Source organism: Fibrella musci (assembly GCF_041321105.1).
GTDB classification, from domain to species: Bacteria; Bacteroidota; Bacteroidia; order Cytophagales; family Spirosomataceae; genus Fibrella; species Fibrella musci.
Genome location: NZ_JBGGWD010000003.1, coordinates 367,260 through 388,057, shown reverse-complemented (window position 1 = coordinate 388,057; position 20,798 = coordinate 367,260). Strand labels below are relative to the sequence as shown.

Below are 20,798 nucleotides of genomic sequence, written 5' to 3'. Positions count from 1 at the left end.
CAGCTGTTTTGGCCTCCGGGCGACACAATCCACAATTTGTTTCGCCTCCTCTTTTCTCCCGTCTTCATGCAGCCAACTTTACCTGCTTTCCGGGTGGCCTTCGTGGGCCTGCTGGTAAGCCTTTGCTCGATTCACACCCAGGCCCAGCAAGCCGCTCCAATTCCCGTCGTCAAATTTGGGCAGGTAACCGCCGCCGACTTCACCGTGAAACCAACACCCGTCGACACCACGGCCGAGGCGGTCGTGCTTTACGAATCGGCCAATACGCGCTTCAGCCTCCGCAACCAACGAATTCTGCGCCAGACCGACTACTACAGTAAAATCAGGATCAATAAAAAGTCGGCCTACGACCGGGCAACCATTGAGATGGCGCTGCATGGCGACGGACCAACGCGCGAGTATGTCCAGAACATTGAAGGGGCAACCTACACCTTGCAAAATGGGCAGGTGACTAAGCAAAAGATGGATAAAGCGGCCGTGGTAAACGAACGTGTATCCAACACCCTGACGGTCCAGAAACTGACGTTGCCTGGCGTGCAGGAAGGCTGCATCATCGAATACCGTTACACCCGGTTCTCGCCAGATGAAGAAACGCCCCCGTCGTGGGCCTTTCAGCAGGATATTCCCGTCATCTGGAGCGACTATAAATCCACCCTCTCCAACTACTATCACGTCAAAGTGATCATGATGGGGTATCTGCCCCTGACGGTCCACAAAAGCACGCCGGTATCGGGTGGGCTGGTGCCGGGTATTGCCGATGAAGGGGCGGTGGAATCGCATTACGCGGTAGCCAATGCGCCCGCCTTCAAAAACGAGGCGTACATCACCACGCCCAGAGATTACCTCTCCCGCATTGATTTCGAACTGGCGAGCATAAATATTCCGGGCTATCTTCAGAAAGCTTATTCGCTCAGTTGGTCCGATATGGATCAGACGCTGCTCGGGCTGGAGTCGTTTGCGAATCAGTACCAGAAAGCGCCGTATCTGCGGAGCGTGGCTGATGGGATTAAGGCCAAATACCCAGTAGCCGATACCCTTGGGCGGGTGACGGCCGCCTACGACTACCTGCGGAATGCCATGACCTGGAACGGGCAGGGCAACGTACAGAGCGACCGCCTCAAGAAAGTACTGGAACAAAAGAAAGGCGATGCGGCAGATCTGAATTTTATGCTGATTGGCCTGTTGCGTGAGTTGGGTCTGAATGCCAACCCCGTCATCCTGAGTACCCGGGATCACGGGCAGATCAACGAAAGCTACGGGATGTTGCGCCAGTTTAACTACGTGGTGAGCCACCTCACCCTCGGCGGCAAAGATTTTCTGCTCGATGCCACCGATCGGTTCGTCCGGCCCGGCGTGCTGCCCTACCGGGCCCTGAATAAGCTCGGTCGGCTCATCTTGCCCAACGGGAACAGCCGATTTGTTCCCCTGACCACAACCGAACGGGATACCGAAGCCAAGATCGGTGCCTTTACGGTATCGGAAGATGGCGAGCTGAAAGGTACGCTTTCTCATTCATACAGCGGCTACGGGGCCATCGATGCCCGCGAGTCATACAAATCGCGGGGCGAAAAGCAGTTTGTCGATGACGTGAAGCAGAAGAAACCCGACTGGCAAGTCGAGCAGGTATCGTTTACCAACGTGTCGGAACTGGATCGGCCACTGACGGTCAACTATACCCTGACGGTCGCCGAGGTGGCTCAGGTAGTTGGCGACCGTATGTACCTGCGCCCGATGCTCACGGAGGGCCAACAGGAAAATCCGTTCAAGCAGCCGGAGCGGCAGTATCCGGTCGACTTTGCCCACGGTATGGAGACCATCTTTACGACCACCTACACGCTGCCCGCCGGTTACACGGTCGAAGAAATGCCCAAGCCGGTGATCATCAGCCTGCCCGACAAAGGCGGTCGGTTTGCTTATCAGGTTCAGTCGTTGGAAAACCGGATCACCGTGGTGAGCCGAGTGCTGATCAGTAAGCCGTTGTTCATGGCCGATGAGTATGGTGTTCTGAAAGAGTTCTACGAGAAAATCTTGCAGAAACACGGGGAGCAGATTGTGTTGAAAAAGAGTGGTTCCGCACCGATTGCTGAGCAGACGAACGTACCCACCGCCAACCCGAAAAGCGGCAGCGGTGTAACCCCCCGAAAGAAATAATGGCAACAACACGTGTGCCGCGCATATGGGCAGCCTTGTGCGCGTGCAGTATCGGGGGGCTTACCGGCCAACAGGCGCTGGCTCAAACCGACAATTGGGCCGTCAGTAGCATTCCTGCCTCTATGACCGTCAACGCCGACGCCGTGCTTCGGTACGACGAATCGACGTTTATCGTGAAGTCGCCGGGTGAGGCGGTTCGGCGCGTTCGGCAGGTCATTACGATCCTGAATGAAAAAGCCGAGGCCAAGGCGAAACTGGATGTGCCCTACGACAAATTCTCGAAGGTAACCGATATCGAAGGAACGCTTTTCGACGCAGCGGGCAAGCCGGTCAAACGACTTAAACGGGCTGAGATCAGCGATATGGCCTATGTTGACGATAATTACCAGGACGACACTCGCCGGAAAGTGGCCATTTTTTCGCGGCAGCTGGCTTACCCCTACACCGTCGAGTTTCGGTATGAATACGTCACCCGCAACATGATGGACTACCCGGTTTGGGCGCCGCAGGACGACGAACGGTTGTCGGTCGTCCAGAGCCGGTTTCGGGTAGAGTTGCCCGCCGATTTGCCGTTTCGCTACAAAGAGGTCAACCAGCCCCGGCCGCCTGTATTGTCGAAAAGCGTAGCGGGCAGCAGCGAAGTCGTCGGCTACAGCTGGCAGGCCGACACGTTGCGGGCCGTTGAAAGCGAGCCACTTAGTCCGTCGTTTGAAGAAAGCGTTCCTGTGGTCTACACGGCGCCCAGCCGGTTTGAGGTACAGGCCTATTCAGGTACGTTCAGTTCATGGAAAGACGTGGGTACGTTCTACTACACCCTCAACAAAGGCCGCGATCAGTTGCCCGAGGGCGTCAGGAAAGAAGTGCAACAACTGGTAGCCGGTGAAAAAACGGCGGCGGGGAAGGTCGCCAAAATCTACGCGTACCTGCAACGGCAGGCGCGGTATATCAGCATTCAGTTGGGTATTGGGGGCTGGCAAACTATCGAAGCAAGCCGCGTGGTGCAAACCCACTACGGCGATTGTAAGGCCCTGACTAACTACACCAAAGCCATGCTGGCGGCGGTGGGAATTCCGTCGTTTGAAGCGCTGGTACGGGCGGGTAGCAATCGGTCGGATATTCGAGTCGATTTGCCGGGCTTTCAGTTTAACCACGTGTTCCTGTGTGTACCTAATGCCGGGCAGACGCCAACCGATACGCTGTGGCTCGAATGTACCAGTCAGCACAGCCCGGCGGGTTATCTGGGCGATTTCACGGGTGGACGCACGGTGTTGCTGGTAACGCCTGAAGGTGGCAAACTGGCCCGAACCCCGGCCTACAGTCCCGAGCAAAACCAGCAACAGCGCCACATAGCCGTCACGTTGGCTCCGGATGGTGGTGCAACGGCGCAGGTACGTACCCGGTACACGGGCCTGCAACAAGAACCCTATAGTGCTGTTGTGCACAGTCTGAACCATGAACAACAACGTGACTGGCTGATTCATCACAGCGATTTGCCGTCACTCGATCTGAAGCAGTTTACCCTGACTGAAACCCCCGGCCGTATTCCGGCCGTGATCGAGACCCTCACGCTAACTACCCGGCGCTGGGCGTCGCCCAGTGGGACGCGGCTGTTCCTGCCGCTCAACCTGTTGTCGACAGTTAATACGGCTCCTGTGTTGTCTAGTCCCCGCCGCCAGCCGCTGGTGCTCTCGCACCACTATAATTACGAAGATTCGGATACAGTCACGTATACGCTCCCGGATGGCTATGCGCCCGAATTTGCCCTTACGCCGATGCGCGTCGACTCGAAGTTCGGCAGCTACACGGCCCGTACAGAGGTGAGTGGCAATCAGTTGGTGTACGTGCGCCGACTGCGCATGCATCAGGGGCGGTATCCGGCCGAAGCCTACGCCGAATACGCTGATTTTCGGAAGAAAATCGCCAAAGCTGACCGCGCTCAGCTAGTGTTAGTGAAAAAGGAAATCGCCACCACTACACCGCCGAAATAGGCGCGTAGTGGTGGCGATTCGACCCACCCAGTAGAGGGGTTTATTGCCGTGGCCGACGGTTGCCGCCACCACCACCCGAAGGCGTAGTGCCACCGGCGGGTGCCTGCTGTTGCGGCTGGCCACCGTTGTCGCCGCCACCGCCGTCTTTCACGTCGTCGTTGTTGACCGAACGCTTACGGCGGTTGCCACCATCGAAGCTGAGTTTACCAAACCGGTAGCTAAACGTGGCCCGGATACCCGCGTTGAAGAGGTTCTGAACGCTCTCCTGTGAGAATACCGCCGAACTTGTGGCCGACCGCTGGGTGAAGGGATGGTTGAAGAAGTTCTCGCCAGCTACCCCAAAGCTGCCGCGTTTCTCGTCGAACTCGTGCCGGATACCCACGCTGTAGAACATAAAGCCGCCTTGGTAGCCCTGGAGCAGAATCTGACGACCCCGGGCAAACATGTTGGCCTGAACGCCCCAGTTGTTTTTCAGTTGCAGACTGGCAAAAAGCCGTCCCGAAACCACAAATCCGGAGTTGCTGGCCCGCAGTGCCAGATTCGGGCTATTGTTGGTCAACGTCGAGTAATAGACGTCGCCGCCGCCGCCCAGTTGCAGTTTCGAGAACAGCGTGGCATTACCGAAGAGATTAAGACCGTATGAGTTCTGCTGACCGATGTTCGCGTAAGACGTCCGCAGGACTTGTTGGTAAACCGGGTTGGTCACGTCGCCAAAATTCTGGCGGAGTGTGTCACGAACGCTCTCGATCGAGTTGTTGGTAAAGCGCGAGAACAGCGAGATATTCAGGTAGACCGATTTGATGTTGGTGCTGGTGCTGAACTCGAAGTTATCGGTCAGTTCGGGGCTCAGCGACGGGTTACCCACCACGATGTTCAGCGGGTTGGCGGCGTTGACGTTGGGGTTCAGGAACTGAATACCCGGCCGCTGTAGTCGGCGGTTATACGCCAGCTTGATCGTCTTGCCGCTTTTGAGCTGCCGCGAGATGTTGATGCTCGGCACCAGATTGCTGTAGTTCGGAATCGAGTCCAGCCGACGGTTCAGCAGCGCATCTTCACCCGTGGTGGTGCGTAGGCGGGCATTGATGGCCGTGTGCTCATACCGAGTGCCAATTTTCAGTGTGTACTTGCTGAGCGTCGTCATCGTATACGAAATGTAACCAGCTACTACGTCCTGATCGTAATCGAGTCCGTTGGGCTGCCGGTTGGGGCTATTGGTATAGGCACCGTTTTCGCCACTGGCCACCAGATAAGCGTAGTCGCTACGTACCTGGCGCAAAATCCCTTTACCACCCATTTCCAGCAACTGGTTAGTCTTAAGCGGCGTTTGGTAATCCACCTGGAACGTCGACTCCTGGTTGCGGCTTGTGTTGTCGTTGCGCTCGCGGCTCAGAATGCTTTGCCCGGCAATGGGATCAAGAATATTGGCGACGAAATTGTTGGTCCGGTTATTCTGGCTGAACAACGTCAGGATGCTCAATTCCTGCTGTGGCTTGAAGGTCTTGGTAAAATCAAGGTTCACATCGACAGTACCCGACAAATCTTTGACATCGACATCGCGCACGCCTGTGTTAACGACCGAGTTCGACAGGACATTCGTGCTGATGGTTGTCAGGTTGTTCTGAAAGTTCATCTGATTCCGCGCACCATACCGAACGCTGGCCGTCAGGGCTGTCGTTTTATTGATGTCATAATCCCAACCCAACTGATACTGGCCAAACAGGCCCTCGTTTAGTGTGTTGGCCGTTTGAGTGGTCAGCGTGTTGCCAGTTCGCTGGCGGTTCTCGAAGCTACCCCGCACGTTGTAGTTGGCTCGGCCAAAACCGTTGAGCGAGAAGCCCATTTTACCGGTACGAAGATTACCCTGCAAACCGAGATTGGCCCCGCGGTTACCCACGCCCGAATCGAGGTTCAGCGTAAAGCCCTGGAGGTTATTTTTCTTCGTAATGATGTTGATGATCCCGGCTGAGCCTTCGGCGTCGTACTTGGCCGAGGGGCTGGTAATCACCTCTACCGTTTTGATCATGTCGGCCGGGATCTGCTTGAGAGCGTCGGCCACGCTGCTGGCCACGATGGTGCTGGGCTTGTTGTTGATCAGCACGCGCACGTTACTGCTACCGCGCAGGCTCACGTTGCCGTCGAGGTCAACCGTTAGCAGCGGCACTTTGCGCATAATATCCGTGGCATCGCCGCCTTTCGAGGTCAGATCGCGTTCGGCGTTGTAGACGAGCCGGTCTACTTTTTCTTCGACAATGGCGGCTTGCCCGGTCACGACCACCTCCTTGAGGTTACGTACCTCGGGTGCGAGCAGGATGTTGCCGAGGTTGATACCGTCGTTACTGCGCTGGAGCTTCACGCTCGACAGCACCGCGTTGCGATAGCCTACGAAGGAAACCAGTACCCGGAAGTTACCCGCGGGCAGGCGGTTCATGGTAAATTTGCCTTTATCGTCGGCTACAGCTCCGTCGATGGGGCGGTTGGTTTCGGGGTTGATCAGCGCAATGCTAGCAAATTCAACCGGCTTGCCGGTGAGCGAATCAACCACTACCCCAATGATCTTGCCACTACCCCGGGGGGCATCACCTGCGCCGCCGAGGGTTGGCGCTGTAGTACCCGTTGGTGTGGTAGCTCCGGTTGGCTGGCCAGCTGGTAATTGGGCCGGGTTATTGGGTTGGTTTGTTGCTGGTGCCGTTGACGGAAGCCCTATCTGGGCAGGCGTGGTGGTTGTGGCAGGTTGTGTGGTATCCGATTGGGTTGCCGGGTTGATGGGTTGCCGGGTGGCGTTCTGGCTCCCGCTGCTATCAGGTCTTGTCTGGCGATTGCTTGTGTCGGGTAAAGCGGTTGCTGGCTGGCGGCGGCTGGTATCGGGCAGAGTCGTGGCAGGGCGGCGGCCACTGCTGTCGGGCAGCGACGGAACCTGCGCCCAGGCTGCGCCAGACGACAAGGCTAGCAGGAGGCCCGCCAGCACGTAAGAAGGTAATTTATGTGACATGAAATCAGGTTGTTTCGTTGAGTTTATCCGCACACTACGGAAACAAAATAGAAACCATTGCGGCTAGCTATGTTGCATTAAATCGCAAAAAGCCGCGCAATATTACCTGTAGTAACCGACTATGGACAACTTAGTTGACGAAGGTTACGATTCTGCCGATGAATGGTAAAAATGTGTAGAGCAACCGGCCCGATTGGGCCACTGTTAAGCGAAGAGCGCGGATTTGCCTTCCAGCGCTGGGTACGTTACCGGGGTTAACACGTCAGGTACGTTGCTGTCGTCGGTGCGCGACGTTATTCGTTTGCTGATCGCGTAGCTGTGCATGTGGCTGGCCGGGTACGCATCAGTCAGCAGCTTGATCGCCTCGGTCTCGGTCAGGTTTTCGTGTAGCCAGGCCTGTTCGTGATCGCGGGTGAGCAGGCAGGGCTGCCGCTTTTTGGTGTTATGAATGGCAGCCAGCAAGGGGTTCGCGTCGGTCGTCAGCAGCGAGAAGGTCGTCACGACTTCGCCCGTATCGGGGTCGGCCCATTCGTCCCAGAGCCCGGCAATGCTGGCAATGGGTTGATCGGTGGCCGATAGGTAAAACGGATATTTCTCCTTGCCCTCGGTATACCACTCGAAGAAGCCCGTCACCGGAATCAGGCAGCGTTGGCCCCGCTGCGCCGCCTGGCGGAAGGAGGGTTTTTCATAGATCGTTTCAGAACGGGCATTGATGGTCTGGGCTCGCAGCTTATCGGCATCGGGCTTTGCCTTTACCCAGTGCGGAATCAGTCCCCAGCGAATAGCCTGAAACTGATTGGGCTGCTGACGCGTCAGGATGGGGTAGCGCGGAAACGCATACGCATTGACGTGGTACTGCGGCCCGCTGTGCACATCGGCCGGTACGGTGGCGTCGTAGTGTTTTTCCAGTTCGGCCCGATCAACGGCAAGGGAGGTATGATAGCACATAAACACACAACGCGGTCGGCCCCCTCGGTGTTATGAGTCGGCCGACCGCGTTGGTCAATACTGAGCGTCTGGCTAAACGAGCAGGCTATTTATTTCGCGGGTTTCTTGAAAATCGATTCGTCGACGGGGGCGTTGAAGTTGATTTTCTCCGTCGTCATCGTGATCGAGCCCATTGCGCCAGCGATCGACATGGTTTTGGGTACTTTGATACCCTGAACGTCCTGGTAATCGTCGAGACCGATTTCGCCCGTTTGGCCGTTCATCGTCCGTTTGATTTTTGCTACCAGGTACGTATTGGCGTCGAGCCATTCGTCAAACGCATTGCCGTCCTTGTCTGTAATTTTCAGGTGGTAGCCATCGTGCTTCTTGTCGAGCGGTTCTTTGCCAACCAGTTCAACCTTGTAGCCTTTGTCTTTATAGCCAACCAGCGCGCCAAACGGATCGAGCTGCCCGGCCATCTGCTTCATTTCTTCGGCGGTCATGTCCTGCGGTTCGCCGGTGCCACCCATCATGGCAGGCATCACTTTCCAGCCCGTTGTACCATCGACCACCTGAATCATGGAATTGCCCATAACCGTCGACTCAGAGCGCATCGATTTTCCTCTGACAATGACCGATTTGCTCGGAATCTCCATGCCTTGTACGGCCAGGGAGCTTTCAGAAACAATCGTTTTGACACCGTTCAGTTTATCGAGGCCGCCCAGCGCGGCAATGTGTTTGTCGACCAGTTCATCGACGGTTTGGGCCTGCGCCGCCACCGACAGCAGTATGGCCACCGTAGCAGCCCATAGTTTAGTTGTTTTCATTGGTATTGGTTAAGTGAAATGATAAAGACTTGGTTAGTTGCCTTCGGCGTCATTGATAGTCAGTTGCTGCGCGTCATTGGTAGTTGTTCGTTGGACGAATTTCCAAAGAAAAACAATGAATGACTAGTAATGACGCCGAAGGCTAATGACCATCAATGACGCTTAATTTACCTTGGCCGACCACCACCGGTTGCCGGTTGCTGCTGCCCGCCGCCGTCAGTGCCGTCGCTCTTCACGTCGTCGTTGTTAACGCCTTTGGCTTTTTTACGCGGTGCGTCGGCCGTCATTTTGCCCAATTTGAGGCTGAAGGTCAACCGAACCCCCCGGTTGTATAAGTAGATGTTGTTTACCTGATCGAACTGGGGTGAGGTCAACGTGTTGCGGATGTTGAAGCGATCCGACAGGAAGTTCTCGCCCGCCAGACCGAGGCTGTACTTCTTGTTGGCCGATTCTTTCCGGACGCCGATGGTGTAGAAGCCAAACGCACCTGAGCGACCCTGTAGCTGCAATTGCGCGCCAAATAGGCCCCCGAAACCCTGCACGCCCCAGCCATTCTTGAATGTGGCGTTGACAAATGTACCACCGCCCGGTACAAACCCTTCGTTGGTGATGGTGGTTGAGGTGCGGTCGAGGTTCAGCGTTTGACCCGACAGGCTGGCGTAGAAGATATTGGCAAACACCCCGATGTTGATCTTCGACGTGGCCGCTACGTTGGCAAACAGGTTGACACCGTAGGTACGTTGCCGACCGATGTTTTCGAAACGCGTGACGATGGCCCCCTTCAGCGAATCGGAAGGCTGGCTCACCTGCACAATGGCGTTGTCGGTGAAACGGGCAAAGAAGGTCGCGTTGATAAACGTTTTCTTGATGGTCCGGCTCAGACCCAGCTCCAGGTTGTCGGTCAGCTCGGGGCGCAACTGGGGGTTCCCCTGCGTAATCACCTGCGGGTTGGCCGCGTTCTGGTTGGGGTTCAGCTGTTGCAGACCCGGCCGCTGAATCCGGCGGTTGGCGCCCAGTTTGATGGTCGTGCCCTTGACGGTCTTCGACGCGTTGATGCTCGGCACCAGCACGCCGTAGTCGGCTACCCCCAGGTTACCACCCTCGCGGGTCCGGGCGTCGATAAACGTGTGTTCGTAGCGCATACCGCCTTTGAAGGTGTAACGGCTTTTGGTCGTGTAGGTATACGACACGTAGGTGGCGGCGATGTTCTGGTTGTAGGTCAGTGCCCCCGCCGTACCGTTGTTAATTGTCGAGAACTCACCCGTAGGCCCTGCCAGCAGGTAGCGGTAATCACTGTCGACGCGCCGCATAATTCCTTTCGCCCCCACTTCGAGCAACTGGTTTTTCTGAATGGGCGTCTGGTAGTCGGTCTGAAGCGTGAATTCCTGGTTCAGGTTATTGTTCAGGTTCTGCTGACGCCCTGTCAGTTCACCCGTTCCACCCAGCAGGTTCGCAAAAAAGTTGTTGGTCAGGTCGTTGCGGCTGTAAAGCGTCGAGATGCTGAACTCCTGCTGCGGCTTGAACGTGTGCAGGTAATCAACGTTCATATCGACCGTGCCCGAGAGGTTCTTCACGTCTACGTCGCGGCGGCTTGAACTGGTCGGTGTGCCGCCCGTGAAGAGCTGTGTGAGGTAATCCTGCGAGTTGACCATGTTCTGGGCGCTGTATTTCACGCCCGCCGTGATGCTTTGTTTCTCCGTGAAATCGTAGTCGAAACCAAGCCGGTATTGCCCGAAGCTACCCGACGTGGTGCCGCTGCCGGTTTGCCGGGTCTGCGTCGTGTTGTTGGGGGTACGGCTCGTCTGTTGCAGGTCGGTGAGGGTTTTCACGTTGTACATGGCCCGGCCGAAGCCTCCGAGCGTGAAACCCGCTTTGCCTTTGCGGTAGTTGCCGTTGAGCGACAACTGCGAGCCCCGGTTACCCACGCCGCCGTCTACGTTCAGGTTCAGGCCCTGAAGGCTGTTCTTTTTGGTGATGATATTGATGATCCCGCCCGATCCTTCGGCGTCGTACTTGGCCGAAGGGCTGGTGATCACCTCCACCGTTTTGATCTGGTCGGCGGGGATTTGCTTAAGGGCGTCGGCCACGCTGCTGGCCACGATGGTGCTGGGTTTGTTGTTGATCAATACCCGGATGTTGCTGCTACCGCGCAGGCTCACGTTGCCGTCGAGGTCAACCGTCAGCAGCGGCACTTTGCGAAGGATGTCGGTGGCATCACCGCCTTTGGCGGCAATGTCTTTATCGGCGTTATATACCAGCCGGTCCACTTTCTCTTCGATGACGGCCGCCTGACCAACCACGGTTACCTCGTTGAGTTGCTTGACGTTGGTGCTGAGCAGAACGTTGCCCAATTCGAGCGATTGGCCATTGGTAAGTGTCAGGTTGTCAATGGTTTGGTTGCGGTAACCCACAAACGAGACCAGCAGACGGTAATTACCCGCCACCAGTTTCGACAGAGTAAACTTGCCTTTGTCGTCGGCAATGGTGCCATCGACAGCTTTCCCGCTCGTGCGGTCGTAAAGGGCCACTGAAGCGTAGTCGACGGGTTTGCCCTGCGTTGAGTCGATGATGAAGCCAGTAATTTTGGCCGAACCTTTGGGGCTCTGATCGCCTGCCGTGCCCGGCAACGCTTTGGGTTGTGCCGCCCCCCCCATACTGGGAAACTGTGCCAGTGCCGGTGTTGCCAGCGTAGCGATCAGCAGCATGGCCCAGATGAGTAAAAAATTCCGTTTCATAAAAACAGGTTGTTAACGCTACGAAGTTGGCAACGGCACGGACTTGAGTAAACGAAAAGCGGATGAAAGGACAATCCGGCGGGATGGAAGTGGCAACGGGCCGTATGAAAGTGACTGGCACCATTTTTTGATTATGCTGTTATTTTGATGTGAGGTAACCTGTTCTGTACCTCTGTAGTCTATGCCATCAACCGTCCGAGACCTGACTCCCCGGCAGATCGTTGCCGAACTCGATCAATATATTATCGGCCAACACGAGGCCAAGCGCAACGTGGCCATTGCCCTGCGAAACCGTTGGCGGCGTATGAACGCCCCGGCCGACATGCAGCGCGAAATCACGCCCAACAACATCCTGATGATTGGCGCCACCGGCGTGGGGAAAACCGAGATTGCCCGCCGCCTCGCAAAACTGGCCGATGCCCCGTTTATTAAGGTAGAGGCGTCCAAGTTCACCGAAGTTGGGTACGTTGGTCGCGATGTGGAAAGTATGGTCCGCGACCTTGCCGAACAGGCTGTCAATATGGTACGGGCTGCCAAAAAAGAAGCCGTCAAGATCCGGGCGCAGCAGATTGTTGAAGACCTGATTCTGGACATCCTGATTCCGCCCGTCAAAGGAGCGGCGGCTGCCGGGCAACTTGGCTTCGGGCACAGCAACGGCTCCGACCAGAATGGCGACGGCATCCCCGACGCCGATGCTGAACTGAACGAACGTACCCGTGAGCGCTTCCGGCAGAAAATTCAGGCGGGCGAACTCGACGACCGCAAAATTGACATCGATGTGCAGCAGAGCGCCGCGCCCAGCATTGGGGTGATGGGTGGCTCCATCGACGAGCTGTCTATGATGAATATTCAGGAGATGATCGGCGGTATTATGCCCAAGAAGGGTAAAAAGCGCAAGGTGACCATCGCCGAGGCCCGCAAGATCATGCTCGAGGAAGAAGCCGCCAAGCTCATCGACATGGATGAGGTGAAGGAAGAAGCGATTCGAAAAACGCAGGATGCCGGCATCATCTTCATCGACGAAATCGACAAGATTGCTACCAACCGGTCGGGTGGGGGCGGTGGCCCCGATGTCAGCCGTGAGGGCGTGCAGCGCGATCTGCTACCCATCGTGGAAGGCTCGTCGGTGAATACCAAATATGGCGTGGTCCAGACCGACCACATTCTGTTTGTGGCGGCTGGTGCGTTCCACGTTTCGAAACCGTCGGATCTGATTCCGGAGCTGCAGGGCCGTTTCCCGATCCGGGTGGAATTGCAGAGTCTGTCGGAAGACGACTTCTACCAGATTCTGCGCGAGCCCAAAAATGCCTTGACGAAGCAGTATGAAGCGATGATGGCCGCCGAAGGGGTGTCGCTGACCTTTGCCGACGATGCCCTGCGCGAACTCGCCCGCATTGCCTTCGAAGTCAACGCCGAAGTGGAGAACATTGGCGCCAGGCGGCTACAAACCGTACTGAGCCAGCTCCTCAACGAGTTTATGTTCGACATCCCCGATACCATCACCGCCGGTTCGACCGTCGAGGTCACGCGCGAACTGGTGCAGGAACGTCTGACTGGCCTGGTCAAAAACCGCGACCTGAGCCAGTACATTTTGTAAAGAAAGGTATTCACCACAAAGCCACGGCGTACGCAGAGACTTTCAATTGCTTCTCTGCGTACGCCGTGGCTCTGTGGTGAACACCTTATTTCCCGCTACGTACCTGACGGTAGATGCGGATACCAGCCAGCAGGAGCCCGATGAAGGCAATGAGGCCGAGTATTCCCCACAGCATACTGAGCGCATCTTTCAGCACAACCAGAAAGACGATGCTGACGAGGAAGATCGTGGCCACTTCGTTCCAGATACGTAATTGCATGGACGTGTAGCGCAACTCGCCCCGCTGTTGCTGCCTGAAAATGACATGGCAGTAGAGGTGGTAGGCATAGAGAAGCACCACAAAGCCCAGCTTGTAGATCAGCCAGGTGGGCGTAGCCCCGTAATTGTACCAGGTACTCAGGCCCATGATGAGCGTTACGACCGCCGAGGGCCAGGTAATGCCATACCACAGCCGACGCTGCATCAGGCTCAACTGGGCCTGCAAGGCCTGCCGCGCCGGCTCGGGCTGCTCGGCGGCCTCGGTGTAATAGATGAATAGCCGGGGCATGTAGAACAACCCGGCAAACCACGTCACGACGAAAATGATGTGAATGGCTTTAATATACAGGAACGACATAGGTAAACGCGTTTGTGGCCTGCCCATGCTGGCAGACGTACCCACAAGGCGGCGGGTTGGCACGGCGTAAAGCAGATTACCAGACCTGCGCCTGCATCTGCTTCACTACCTCGTGGATTGCTTCGTCAAAGCTACTAACGAGTGCGCGCAACTCATCAGAATCGTCGCCGATTTGCGCCAGTTCCTCAATCCGGCGTACCACATTGACCTGTGCCGCCACGCCCATGTTGTCGACAGACGGTTTGATGCGGTGCGCCAGGTACTTCACCCGTTTGAAATCACCGGCAGCGTAGGCTTCGCGTATCTGCGTAGCGGTGGCGGGGGTTTCGGTACAAAACAGCTGTACCATCTGCCGAATAAAATCCTGGCTGCCCCGGCTGATCAGTTCCAGCTTGTCCAGATTGTAGAGCGGGGCGGCAGGCGCAGCTGCGGGTTGGGGTGGATTCAGCCACTTGGTAAGCTGGGCAATCAGGTCTTTTTCGTCGAACGGTTTGCCCAGGAAGTCATTCATCCCGGCCTGAAAACACTCTTCCTGCTCGCTACGGATCACACTAGCGGTAAGGGCAACGATGGGAAGTGTGGTGCTGATCTCCCGGCGGATCAGCCGGGTGGCTTCCAGTCCGTCCATGACGGGCATCTGCACATCCATCAGCACCAGATCAAACGGTTCGGTGCGTAGCAAGTCGACGGCTTTCTGGCCGTTGACGGCCTCTACGATCGTTGGTCCATACGATTCCAGAATCATCTGGACCACCATCCGGTTCATCTCGTTGTCTTCAACCAGCAGAATACGCTTTTTACGCAGAAAATCGTCGGGGGGCGCCACTTCGTCGGGGGGCGTCAGGCTGGCGGGCTGGCCAATGGCAAAGCTAATCAGTACCTGAACCGTTGTGCCTTTGCCCGGCTGACTGTCTACGCTGATGGTGCCACCCATCATTTCGACAAGCTGCTTGGTGATGCTCATGCCCAGCCCCGTACCGCCGTAGCGGCGGCCAATGCTGCCATCTTCCTGGGTGAACTTGTTGAAGATTTTTTCCTGAAAGGCGGGTTCGATGCCGATGCCCGTATCGATCACCTTGATGTTGACAAACTGCCGGTTTCCCTGCTGGTAGCCCTGGCAATCGAGGGTTACGCTGCCCGTTTCGGTAAACTTAATGGCGTTGCCCAGCAGGTTGAACAGAATCTGGTTGAGCCGGTAGGGGTCGCCGAGCAACACCGGCGCAATGTCGGCGTCGGTGCGGGTGTTCAGGCGCAGCCCTTTTTCGTCGGCCTGCCCGGCCAGCACCTGAGTTGCAGCCTGAAGCAGATTGGGTAAGTTGAATCCGATCTGCTCCAGCGAAAGCTGCCCCGCCTCAATCTTGGAGAAGTCGAGAATGTCGTTCAAAATGACTAGCAAGTTGCTGGCGGCCGAGTTGATCATGCTGAGCAGAAACTGCTGCTTGTCGGAGAGCGTCGTTTTGGTGAGCTGCTGCCCCAGGCTCAGAATGGCATTCATGGGCGTACGAATCTCGTGGCTCATGTTGGCCAGAAACAGCACTTTTGCCCGCGACGAGTCTTCCGCCGCTTCTTTGGCCACGCGCAGGTCAGACTCAAGTTGTTTCTGCTTCGTAATGTCGAGGTGAATGCCCGTCGACCCAATCACCGCCCCGTCGTCGGAGTAAATCGGCGCCCCGCTGATGAGCCACCACATGGCCTCGCCGCGTTTGTTCTTGATGGCCACTTCGTAGGTATCTACGTGGCCGTCGAGTCGGCTGGCGTTTTTCTCCTTCATCACCTGAACATGCTGCCCGCGCAACAGCATGTCGGTCGCAATCTGCCCAATCAGTTCGTCGGCGTCGTAGCCGCTCATGGCGCAGAAACTCTGGTTGGTATACACGATACGCTCGTCCAGATCCACCTCGATCAGGCCCAGGTTCATGTTTTCGATAATGCGCTGGTACTTTTCTTTCTGGCGCAGGGCGGCGTCTTCGGCTCGTTTCCGGCGGGTGATATCGGCATATTTCCAGAGGTGGCCCGTATACTCTCCCTCGTTGAAGAGCGGGATGTAATCGCGCTCAAAAATGCGACCATCGGCCAGCGTCAGTTCTTCGCCCAGCACCGGCTGCCGGTCGTGCAGCAGTTGAGCCACCTGCGCCACAAAGGCGTCTGGATCGCTGAAGAGCGATTTGCTTTGGTCGGCCATCCCCGAGCAGTCGATACCGGTGAGTTGCTGCGGAGACATAGGAACGGCAAACAGGTCGCAGAAATACTGGTTGACCAGCACGATGTGGCGGTGTTCGTCTTCCAGCAGGAGCCCGTCCTGCAATTGGCTCATCAGGTTGGTGAGTCGGCTAGCCATCCGGCTCAGCGGTTGCTGCGACTGAACCGGCACCGTGAGCGACCCCGAAACACCCCGAAGGCTGCGGGTATTGGCCGACGACGTGAAGACGTACCCAAGGTCAAACCGGTAGGCATACGTACCGTCGTGGGCACGGATGCGGTACGTTACGCTGAAGTGGGCCTGATGCCCCTGACGGATCGCGGCTAGCTCATACGACCAGGTGGGCCTGTCCTGCGGGTGTAGCAGCGCGAGCCAGTCGGGAGACTCGTCGAGGTAGCCAAGTTGCTGGTAATAGGCCGGTGAACGGGTGAGTACGTCGGTTTGCAAATCATACGACCAACTGGCATCGCCCAGCCCCGCCAGCAGGGTCTGCCAATGCTCGTTGAGCCGGGTGTTTTCGGCCTGTAGCGTGCAAACGGTTTGTTCGAGCCGTTGCTGCTCAGCCCGCAACCGCTCAATCTCGTCGAGCAACTGCTGATGAGATTGAGCGGTTGCGGACTCACCCGATGGCCTAACCGATACCTGTTCCATACCCACACGACGTCACCAATGAACCCGCGCCGGCTACGCCAGCGTCAGCTCATTGTTCTGAATCATTTTATAGATGGTAGACTTGCCAACGTCTAGTTTTTCGGCGACGAGTACAACGTTATTGTCATATTTACTCAGATATGATTTGATGATCTGGATGGTGTACTGGCGAAGCGTTTTGCCTTCGGCCCCCACGACCGATTCGTCAGACTCCGAGGTCAGCATCAGGTCGTCGGGCCGGATTTCCTGCCCGTCGCACATAACGGCAGCCATCTGCATGACGGCCTTTAGCTCGCGCACGTTACCCGGAAAACCGTATTGCAACAACTTATCGGTGGCCGTCGGTGAGATCGCGGGCGAGGTGAGGCGGTTGTCTTTGCAGAATTCATCCAGAAAGTGCCGCGCCAGCAACAGCACGTCGGTGGCCCGGTCGCGTAGCGGCGGCAGCACGATGGGCAGGCCCATGAGCCGGTAATAAAGGTCTTCGCGGAAACGCCCCTGCCGAACTTCATCTAGCAGGTTTTTGTGCGACGCGACCACCAGCCGGATATCGAGCTGAATCCGCTCGTTGCCGCCCACCCGCACCAGTTCGCGCTCCTGCAATACCCGCAACAGCTTGCTTTGCAGGGTCAGGTCCATTTCGGCGACCTCATCCAGAAAGAGCGTGCCTTTGTTCGCTTCTTCAAACCGCCCGATTTTTCGGCTGACGGCCCCTGTAAAGGCGCCTTTCTCGTGGCCAAAAAGTTCGCTTTCGGTCAACTCACGTGGAATCGCCGCCATGTTGACGGCCACGAAAGGCTTCTTCCGCCGGTCGGAATGGTAATGAATCGATTTAGCCACCAGTTCTTTACCCGTGCCTGTCTCGCCTGATATCGACACATTAATGTTGGTGCGAACGGCTTTCTGAATCAGCGTGAAGACGTGGCGAATAGCCGGGCTGTTGCCGATCAGCAGATTGCCGAAATCATATTTCTGCCCCAACGCCTCACGCAACTGCTCGATTTCGCGCTTCAGGTTCTGATTTTCCCTGATTTTCAGGATGGCATTCCAGAGCAGGTCTTTTGTGCGATCGTCCTTAACGAAATAGTCGTGCACCCCTGCCTGTAACAACCCGACGGCCGTTTCGACGTCCTGCTGTCCGCTGATAACAATCACGGGCGTATCGGGCAACTGCTCCCGAATCTGCCGCAACAAGTCGGAGCCGTTGATATCCGGCAATGAGTAGTCCATTGTAATCAGGTGCGGCGGTGTCAGGCGTACATGCTTCAGACAGGCCTCACCAGTTACAAACCGGTGTAGCTCATAATCCGGGTTCATTGACAGGTGATACTTGAGCACTTCTCCGTACCAAGGGTCGTCTTCGACGATAAAAATACGGTAGGGACTAGCAGGCGTCATGGTGTCATTTGGACGATCTTACAGACTCTGAAGTATATAATAATTATGCCAGTATCAAGCCAGAATCGCGGTTTATGAGGCTAGAACCGGCCATCCAGGATGATCTTTCTCATGTAAATAGTCTCATATTTACTAAGTTAGCTAAAACGGCGTATAGAATTCAAAGCGCCTCCAGTTTTTTGACGAGTCGGTAACTTTTAAGAAAGGAGTGGCTGAGTTGAATAAACGTGGTGTAGGCAATAATGAGGCCGACCTGTAGCAGGAAGACACTGGAAATGCTTAGAAAAAAAGAACCAAGCCAGGAAATCGCCATTACCAGCGCATGAACACCCACCAGCCGGATCGTAATCTGCGAGTGCGCAAATCGGTGCTTCAGCAACCAGTGATGCATGTGGTTGCGATCGGGCGTAAAGGGAGAAACTCCTTTGAGGATACGGCTGCCAAATACCCGCAGCGCATCGATAATCGGGATCAGGCAACTGGCCGTAATCAGGATGACCGCCTGCGGGGCGTAGGTGTTGCCTTGCTGGTAGGCTCCTTCCAGCAGCGCTATGCCCAGTGCGGCCGTCAGAAACCCCAGCACTACTGATCCGCCGTCGCCCATAAACAGCCGGGCAGGGCGCCAGTTGAACCGCAGGAAAGCCAGCAGCGCGCCGGTCAGGGGGCCGAGCAACAGTAGCCAATGGGGTTGACCGAGAAGCGCCGCCAACGTACCCAGCAGTACCATGTTGATGAGCGCCAGGCTACCCGCCAGCCCATCGACGCCGTCGATCAGGTTGAACGCGTTGGCCATGCCCGTCAGGATCAGCACTGTCAGCCCGTATTGTATGGTCAGGGGCAGGGCCGTGATACCAAACAAACCATGCAGCGAGGTGAGCCGGATGCCGTAGTGCGCCACCAGCAGCGCGCAACCGATCTGGATCAGTAGCCGGACAGTGGCCTGCAGGTTGAGCCGGTCGTCGAGCACGCCGGTTACCAGTAGCACCAGCAGCACCAGCGCGAGGGCAGCATTGGCACTAAAGAGCTGTTGCAGTGGCCAGTAAATCAGGGTGGTAATCAGCAGTGTCAGGCCGATCGCCAGCCCGCCAATGGCCGGAATAAGCTGCTGATGTACTTTGCGGCTGTTGGGTCGGTCGACCAGCCCAACCGCCGGGCTCAGCCGGATCAGGAGCGGAAGTAGCAGCCAGCAGAGGCCCAGACCGATTGCGAAACCGGTGAGCAGTGTTATGAAAGTGGGTACGTTCAGGTGCATGAGGCGAATGGGAAAGAAAATAATAGTTGGAAAAGCGTGTTGGATTAGCTGGACAAGCGTAATAAGCTCTTATTCGTAGAAGTAAGCCGGGGTGCTGAGGTGCGCCAGTTCTGATTCGACCAGCCAGTGGGAAGGCAACTGCCGACCCGCTTTCGAGATAAGCGTGCTTTTGGCCGACGTCTGCATGACGGTACGGACCAGAAACGCGTACTTCTGGGCAATCACCGACCAGGTGTAGCGCCGATGGGCAATGGTTTTCATAACGGCTGCCTGGTATTTCAGGTCGGCGATAGACGTACGCTGGATATGCCGCACCAGCTCGTTGGCCGTTTTGAAGAACAGCGCCCGATTTTCGGTGGTTGTTCGATTGTAGGTTACGTCGAACGCGATGACGGGCAGGCCGAGGTACATGGCTTCGACCAGCGACGGGTTGGTGCCCCCCGCACTATGGCCGTGAATGTAGACGAGGCAGTTGCTACGGAGCAGATCGAGTTGCCGCTGATCATAGATCGGGTCGAGCAGCAACAGGTTGTCTGTACCACGATACTGCTCACGCAACTGAGCCCCGTAGTCGCTGTTAGTCCAGTTGCCCACCATCACCAGGCGATGACGCGGTAACTGGGCAAACGCTTCTAGCACTAGGTGGATGTTGTTTTCTGGTTCGATGCGGCAAACCGTAAACGCATAGGGGTTGGCCAGGAACGGATAGTACTCCCTGTCGGCGTTGGTGGGTTTCACGGCCAGGGTATGGTCGGCCCCGTATTCGATAATGTGGCTCAGCGTTTTGTACCGAATGGCCGTGTAGTTCTGGATCGACTCATTATCCGAAATGTCGGCGTGAGAATACCGCACGGCCAGCCACTCGGCCGCCCACAGATACCAACGGGCGAGTTTGCGCCATTTGTTGCGCTTCCATTCGATACCGTCAATCGATATGATGATCTTCTTGCGGGTGAACCACCGCACAAATGGCAGCATGATCCCCCCGCTTACGCCCAGAATCAGCAGTACGTCGGCATAAAGCAGTGCGTGGAGAATGCTGATGCAATCGTAGAGAATGCTTTGCAGCCCGTTGGCATCAAGCGGCAGGTAAATCAGGCGGGCCCCTTTGTAGTGGGTTTGTCGCTGAGCCGCACCATATTTCTTCGTGGTGCAGTAGACCGATATGTCCAGCTCGTTGCCCAACTGATCCACCAGATGCTCGGCCAGTGTTTCAAAACCGCCGTATTTGGCCGGAATGCCAACGGTACCGATAATGGCTACAGTAGTCTTACTCATGGGTTTTTCCTTTTGTTGCTACCGAATAGCTTAAGGCGTGCCAAACTCGAAAAAAGCCGTTAGGGAGCCGTTTTTGCCTGTTTTCGCCAGCTTCTGTTCCAGATTCTGGAAAACCATTCCACAATGGAAAAGAAGAAGGACAGGCCGTCACCCGGGCGGAACCGGCGTAGCCAACCCAGGTACGTTCCC

General features: G+C 56.4%; 12 protein-coding genes. 3 read left to right on the top strand and 9 right to left on the bottom strand.

The annotated features are described in order from the left end of the window. Positions 1 to 66 precede the first annotated feature (66 nt). On the top strand, positions 67 to 2,151 hold the full coding sequence (locus ACAW74_RS11420) for a DUF3858 domain-containing protein (RefSeq protein ID WP_370698331.1): 2,085 nt from the start codon (positions 67 to 69) through the stop codon (positions 2,149 to 2,151). Beyond that, positions 2,151 to 4,139, top strand: a complete 1,989-nt coding sequence (locus tag ACAW74_RS11415) for a DUF3857 domain-containing protein (protein ID WP_370698330.1) — start codon at positions 2,151 to 2,153, stop codon at positions 4,137 to 4,139. The genes ACAW74_RS11420 and ACAW74_RS11415 overlap by 1 nt, the downstream gene beginning before the upstream one ends. Before the next feature lie 40 nt (positions 4,140 to 4,179). Here the strand turns inward: ACAW74_RS11415 and ACAW74_RS11410 are convergent, their stop codons facing one another. The 4 genes from ACAW74_RS11410 to ACAW74_RS11395 all read right to left on the bottom strand — a co-directional run bounded on the left by ACAW74_RS11410 (position 4,180) and on the right by ACAW74_RS11395 (position 11,617). Continuing rightward, positions 4,180 to 7,128: a TonB-dependent receptor gene (locus ACAW74_RS11410; protein ID WP_370698328.1), complete on the bottom strand. Its 2,949-nt coding sequence runs from the start codon at positions 7,126 to 7,128 to the stop codon at positions 4,180 to 4,182. A 204-nt stretch (positions 7,129 to 7,332) separates the two neighbouring features. Continuing rightward, positions 7,333 to 8,076 (bottom strand): SOS response-associated peptidase, encoded by a 744-nt coding sequence (locus ACAW74_RS11405; protein WP_370698327.1) that lies wholly within the window; start codon positions 8,074 to 8,076, stop codon positions 7,333 to 7,335. 89 nt (positions 8,077 to 8,165) lie between these two features. Further along, complete coding sequence (locus tag ACAW74_RS11400) at positions 8,166 to 8,882, bottom strand: outer membrane lipoprotein-sorting protein (protein ID WP_370698326.1); 717 nt, start codon at positions 8,880 to 8,882, stop codon at positions 8,166 to 8,168. A gap of 167 nt (positions 8,883 to 9,049) precedes the next feature. After that, on the bottom strand, positions 9,050 to 11,617 hold the full coding sequence (locus tag ACAW74_RS11395) for a TonB-dependent receptor (protein WP_370698325.1): 2,568 nt from the start codon (positions 11,615 to 11,617) through the stop codon (positions 9,050 to 9,052). Positions 11,618 to 11,798: 181 nt separating this feature from the next. Here ACAW74_RS11395 and hslU point away from each other — a divergent pair, with 181 nt between their 5' ends. Then, entirely contained in the window at positions 11,799 to 13,214 is a 1,416-nt protein-coding gene (gene hslU / locus ACAW74_RS11390) for an ATP-dependent protease ATPase subunit HslU (protein WP_370698324.1), read from the top strand. Positions 13,215 to 13,299: 85 nt separating this feature from the next. Here hslU and ACAW74_RS11385 read toward each other — a convergent pair whose 3' ends face one another. The 5 genes from ACAW74_RS11385 to ACAW74_RS11365 all read right to left on the bottom strand — a co-directional run bounded on the left by ACAW74_RS11385 (position 13,300) and on the right by ACAW74_RS11365 (position 20,609). Next, positions 13,300 to 13,830 (bottom strand): CopD family protein, encoded by a 531-nt coding sequence (locus tag ACAW74_RS11385; protein ID WP_370698323.1) that lies wholly within the window; start codon positions 13,828 to 13,830, stop codon positions 13,300 to 13,302. 76 nt (positions 13,831 to 13,906) lie between these two features. After that, entirely contained in the window at positions 13,907 to 16,681 is a 2,775-nt protein-coding gene (locus ACAW74_RS11380; protein ID WP_370698322.1) for a PAS domain S-box protein, read from the bottom strand. A 33-nt stretch (positions 16,682 to 16,714) separates the two neighbouring features. Continuing rightward, positions 16,715 to 18,079 (bottom strand): sigma-54-dependent transcriptional regulator, encoded by a 1,365-nt coding sequence (locus ACAW74_RS11375; protein WP_370698321.1) that lies wholly within the window; start codon positions 18,077 to 18,079, stop codon positions 16,715 to 16,717. Positions 18,080 to 18,239: 160 nt separating this feature from the next. Then, positions 18,240 to 19,331 (bottom strand): glycosyltransferase family 4 protein, encoded by a 1,092-nt coding sequence (locus tag ACAW74_RS11370; RefSeq protein ID WP_370698320.1) that lies wholly within the window; start codon positions 19,329 to 19,331, stop codon positions 18,240 to 18,242. A 69-nt stretch (positions 19,332 to 19,400) separates the two neighbouring features. Continuing rightward, positions 19,401 to 20,609, bottom strand: coding sequence for a DUF1972 domain-containing protein (locus ACAW74_RS11365; RefSeq protein ID WP_370698319.1), 1,209 nt, complete (start codon positions 20,607 to 20,609; stop codon positions 19,401 to 19,403). Positions 20,610 to 20,798 lie beyond the last annotated feature (189 nt).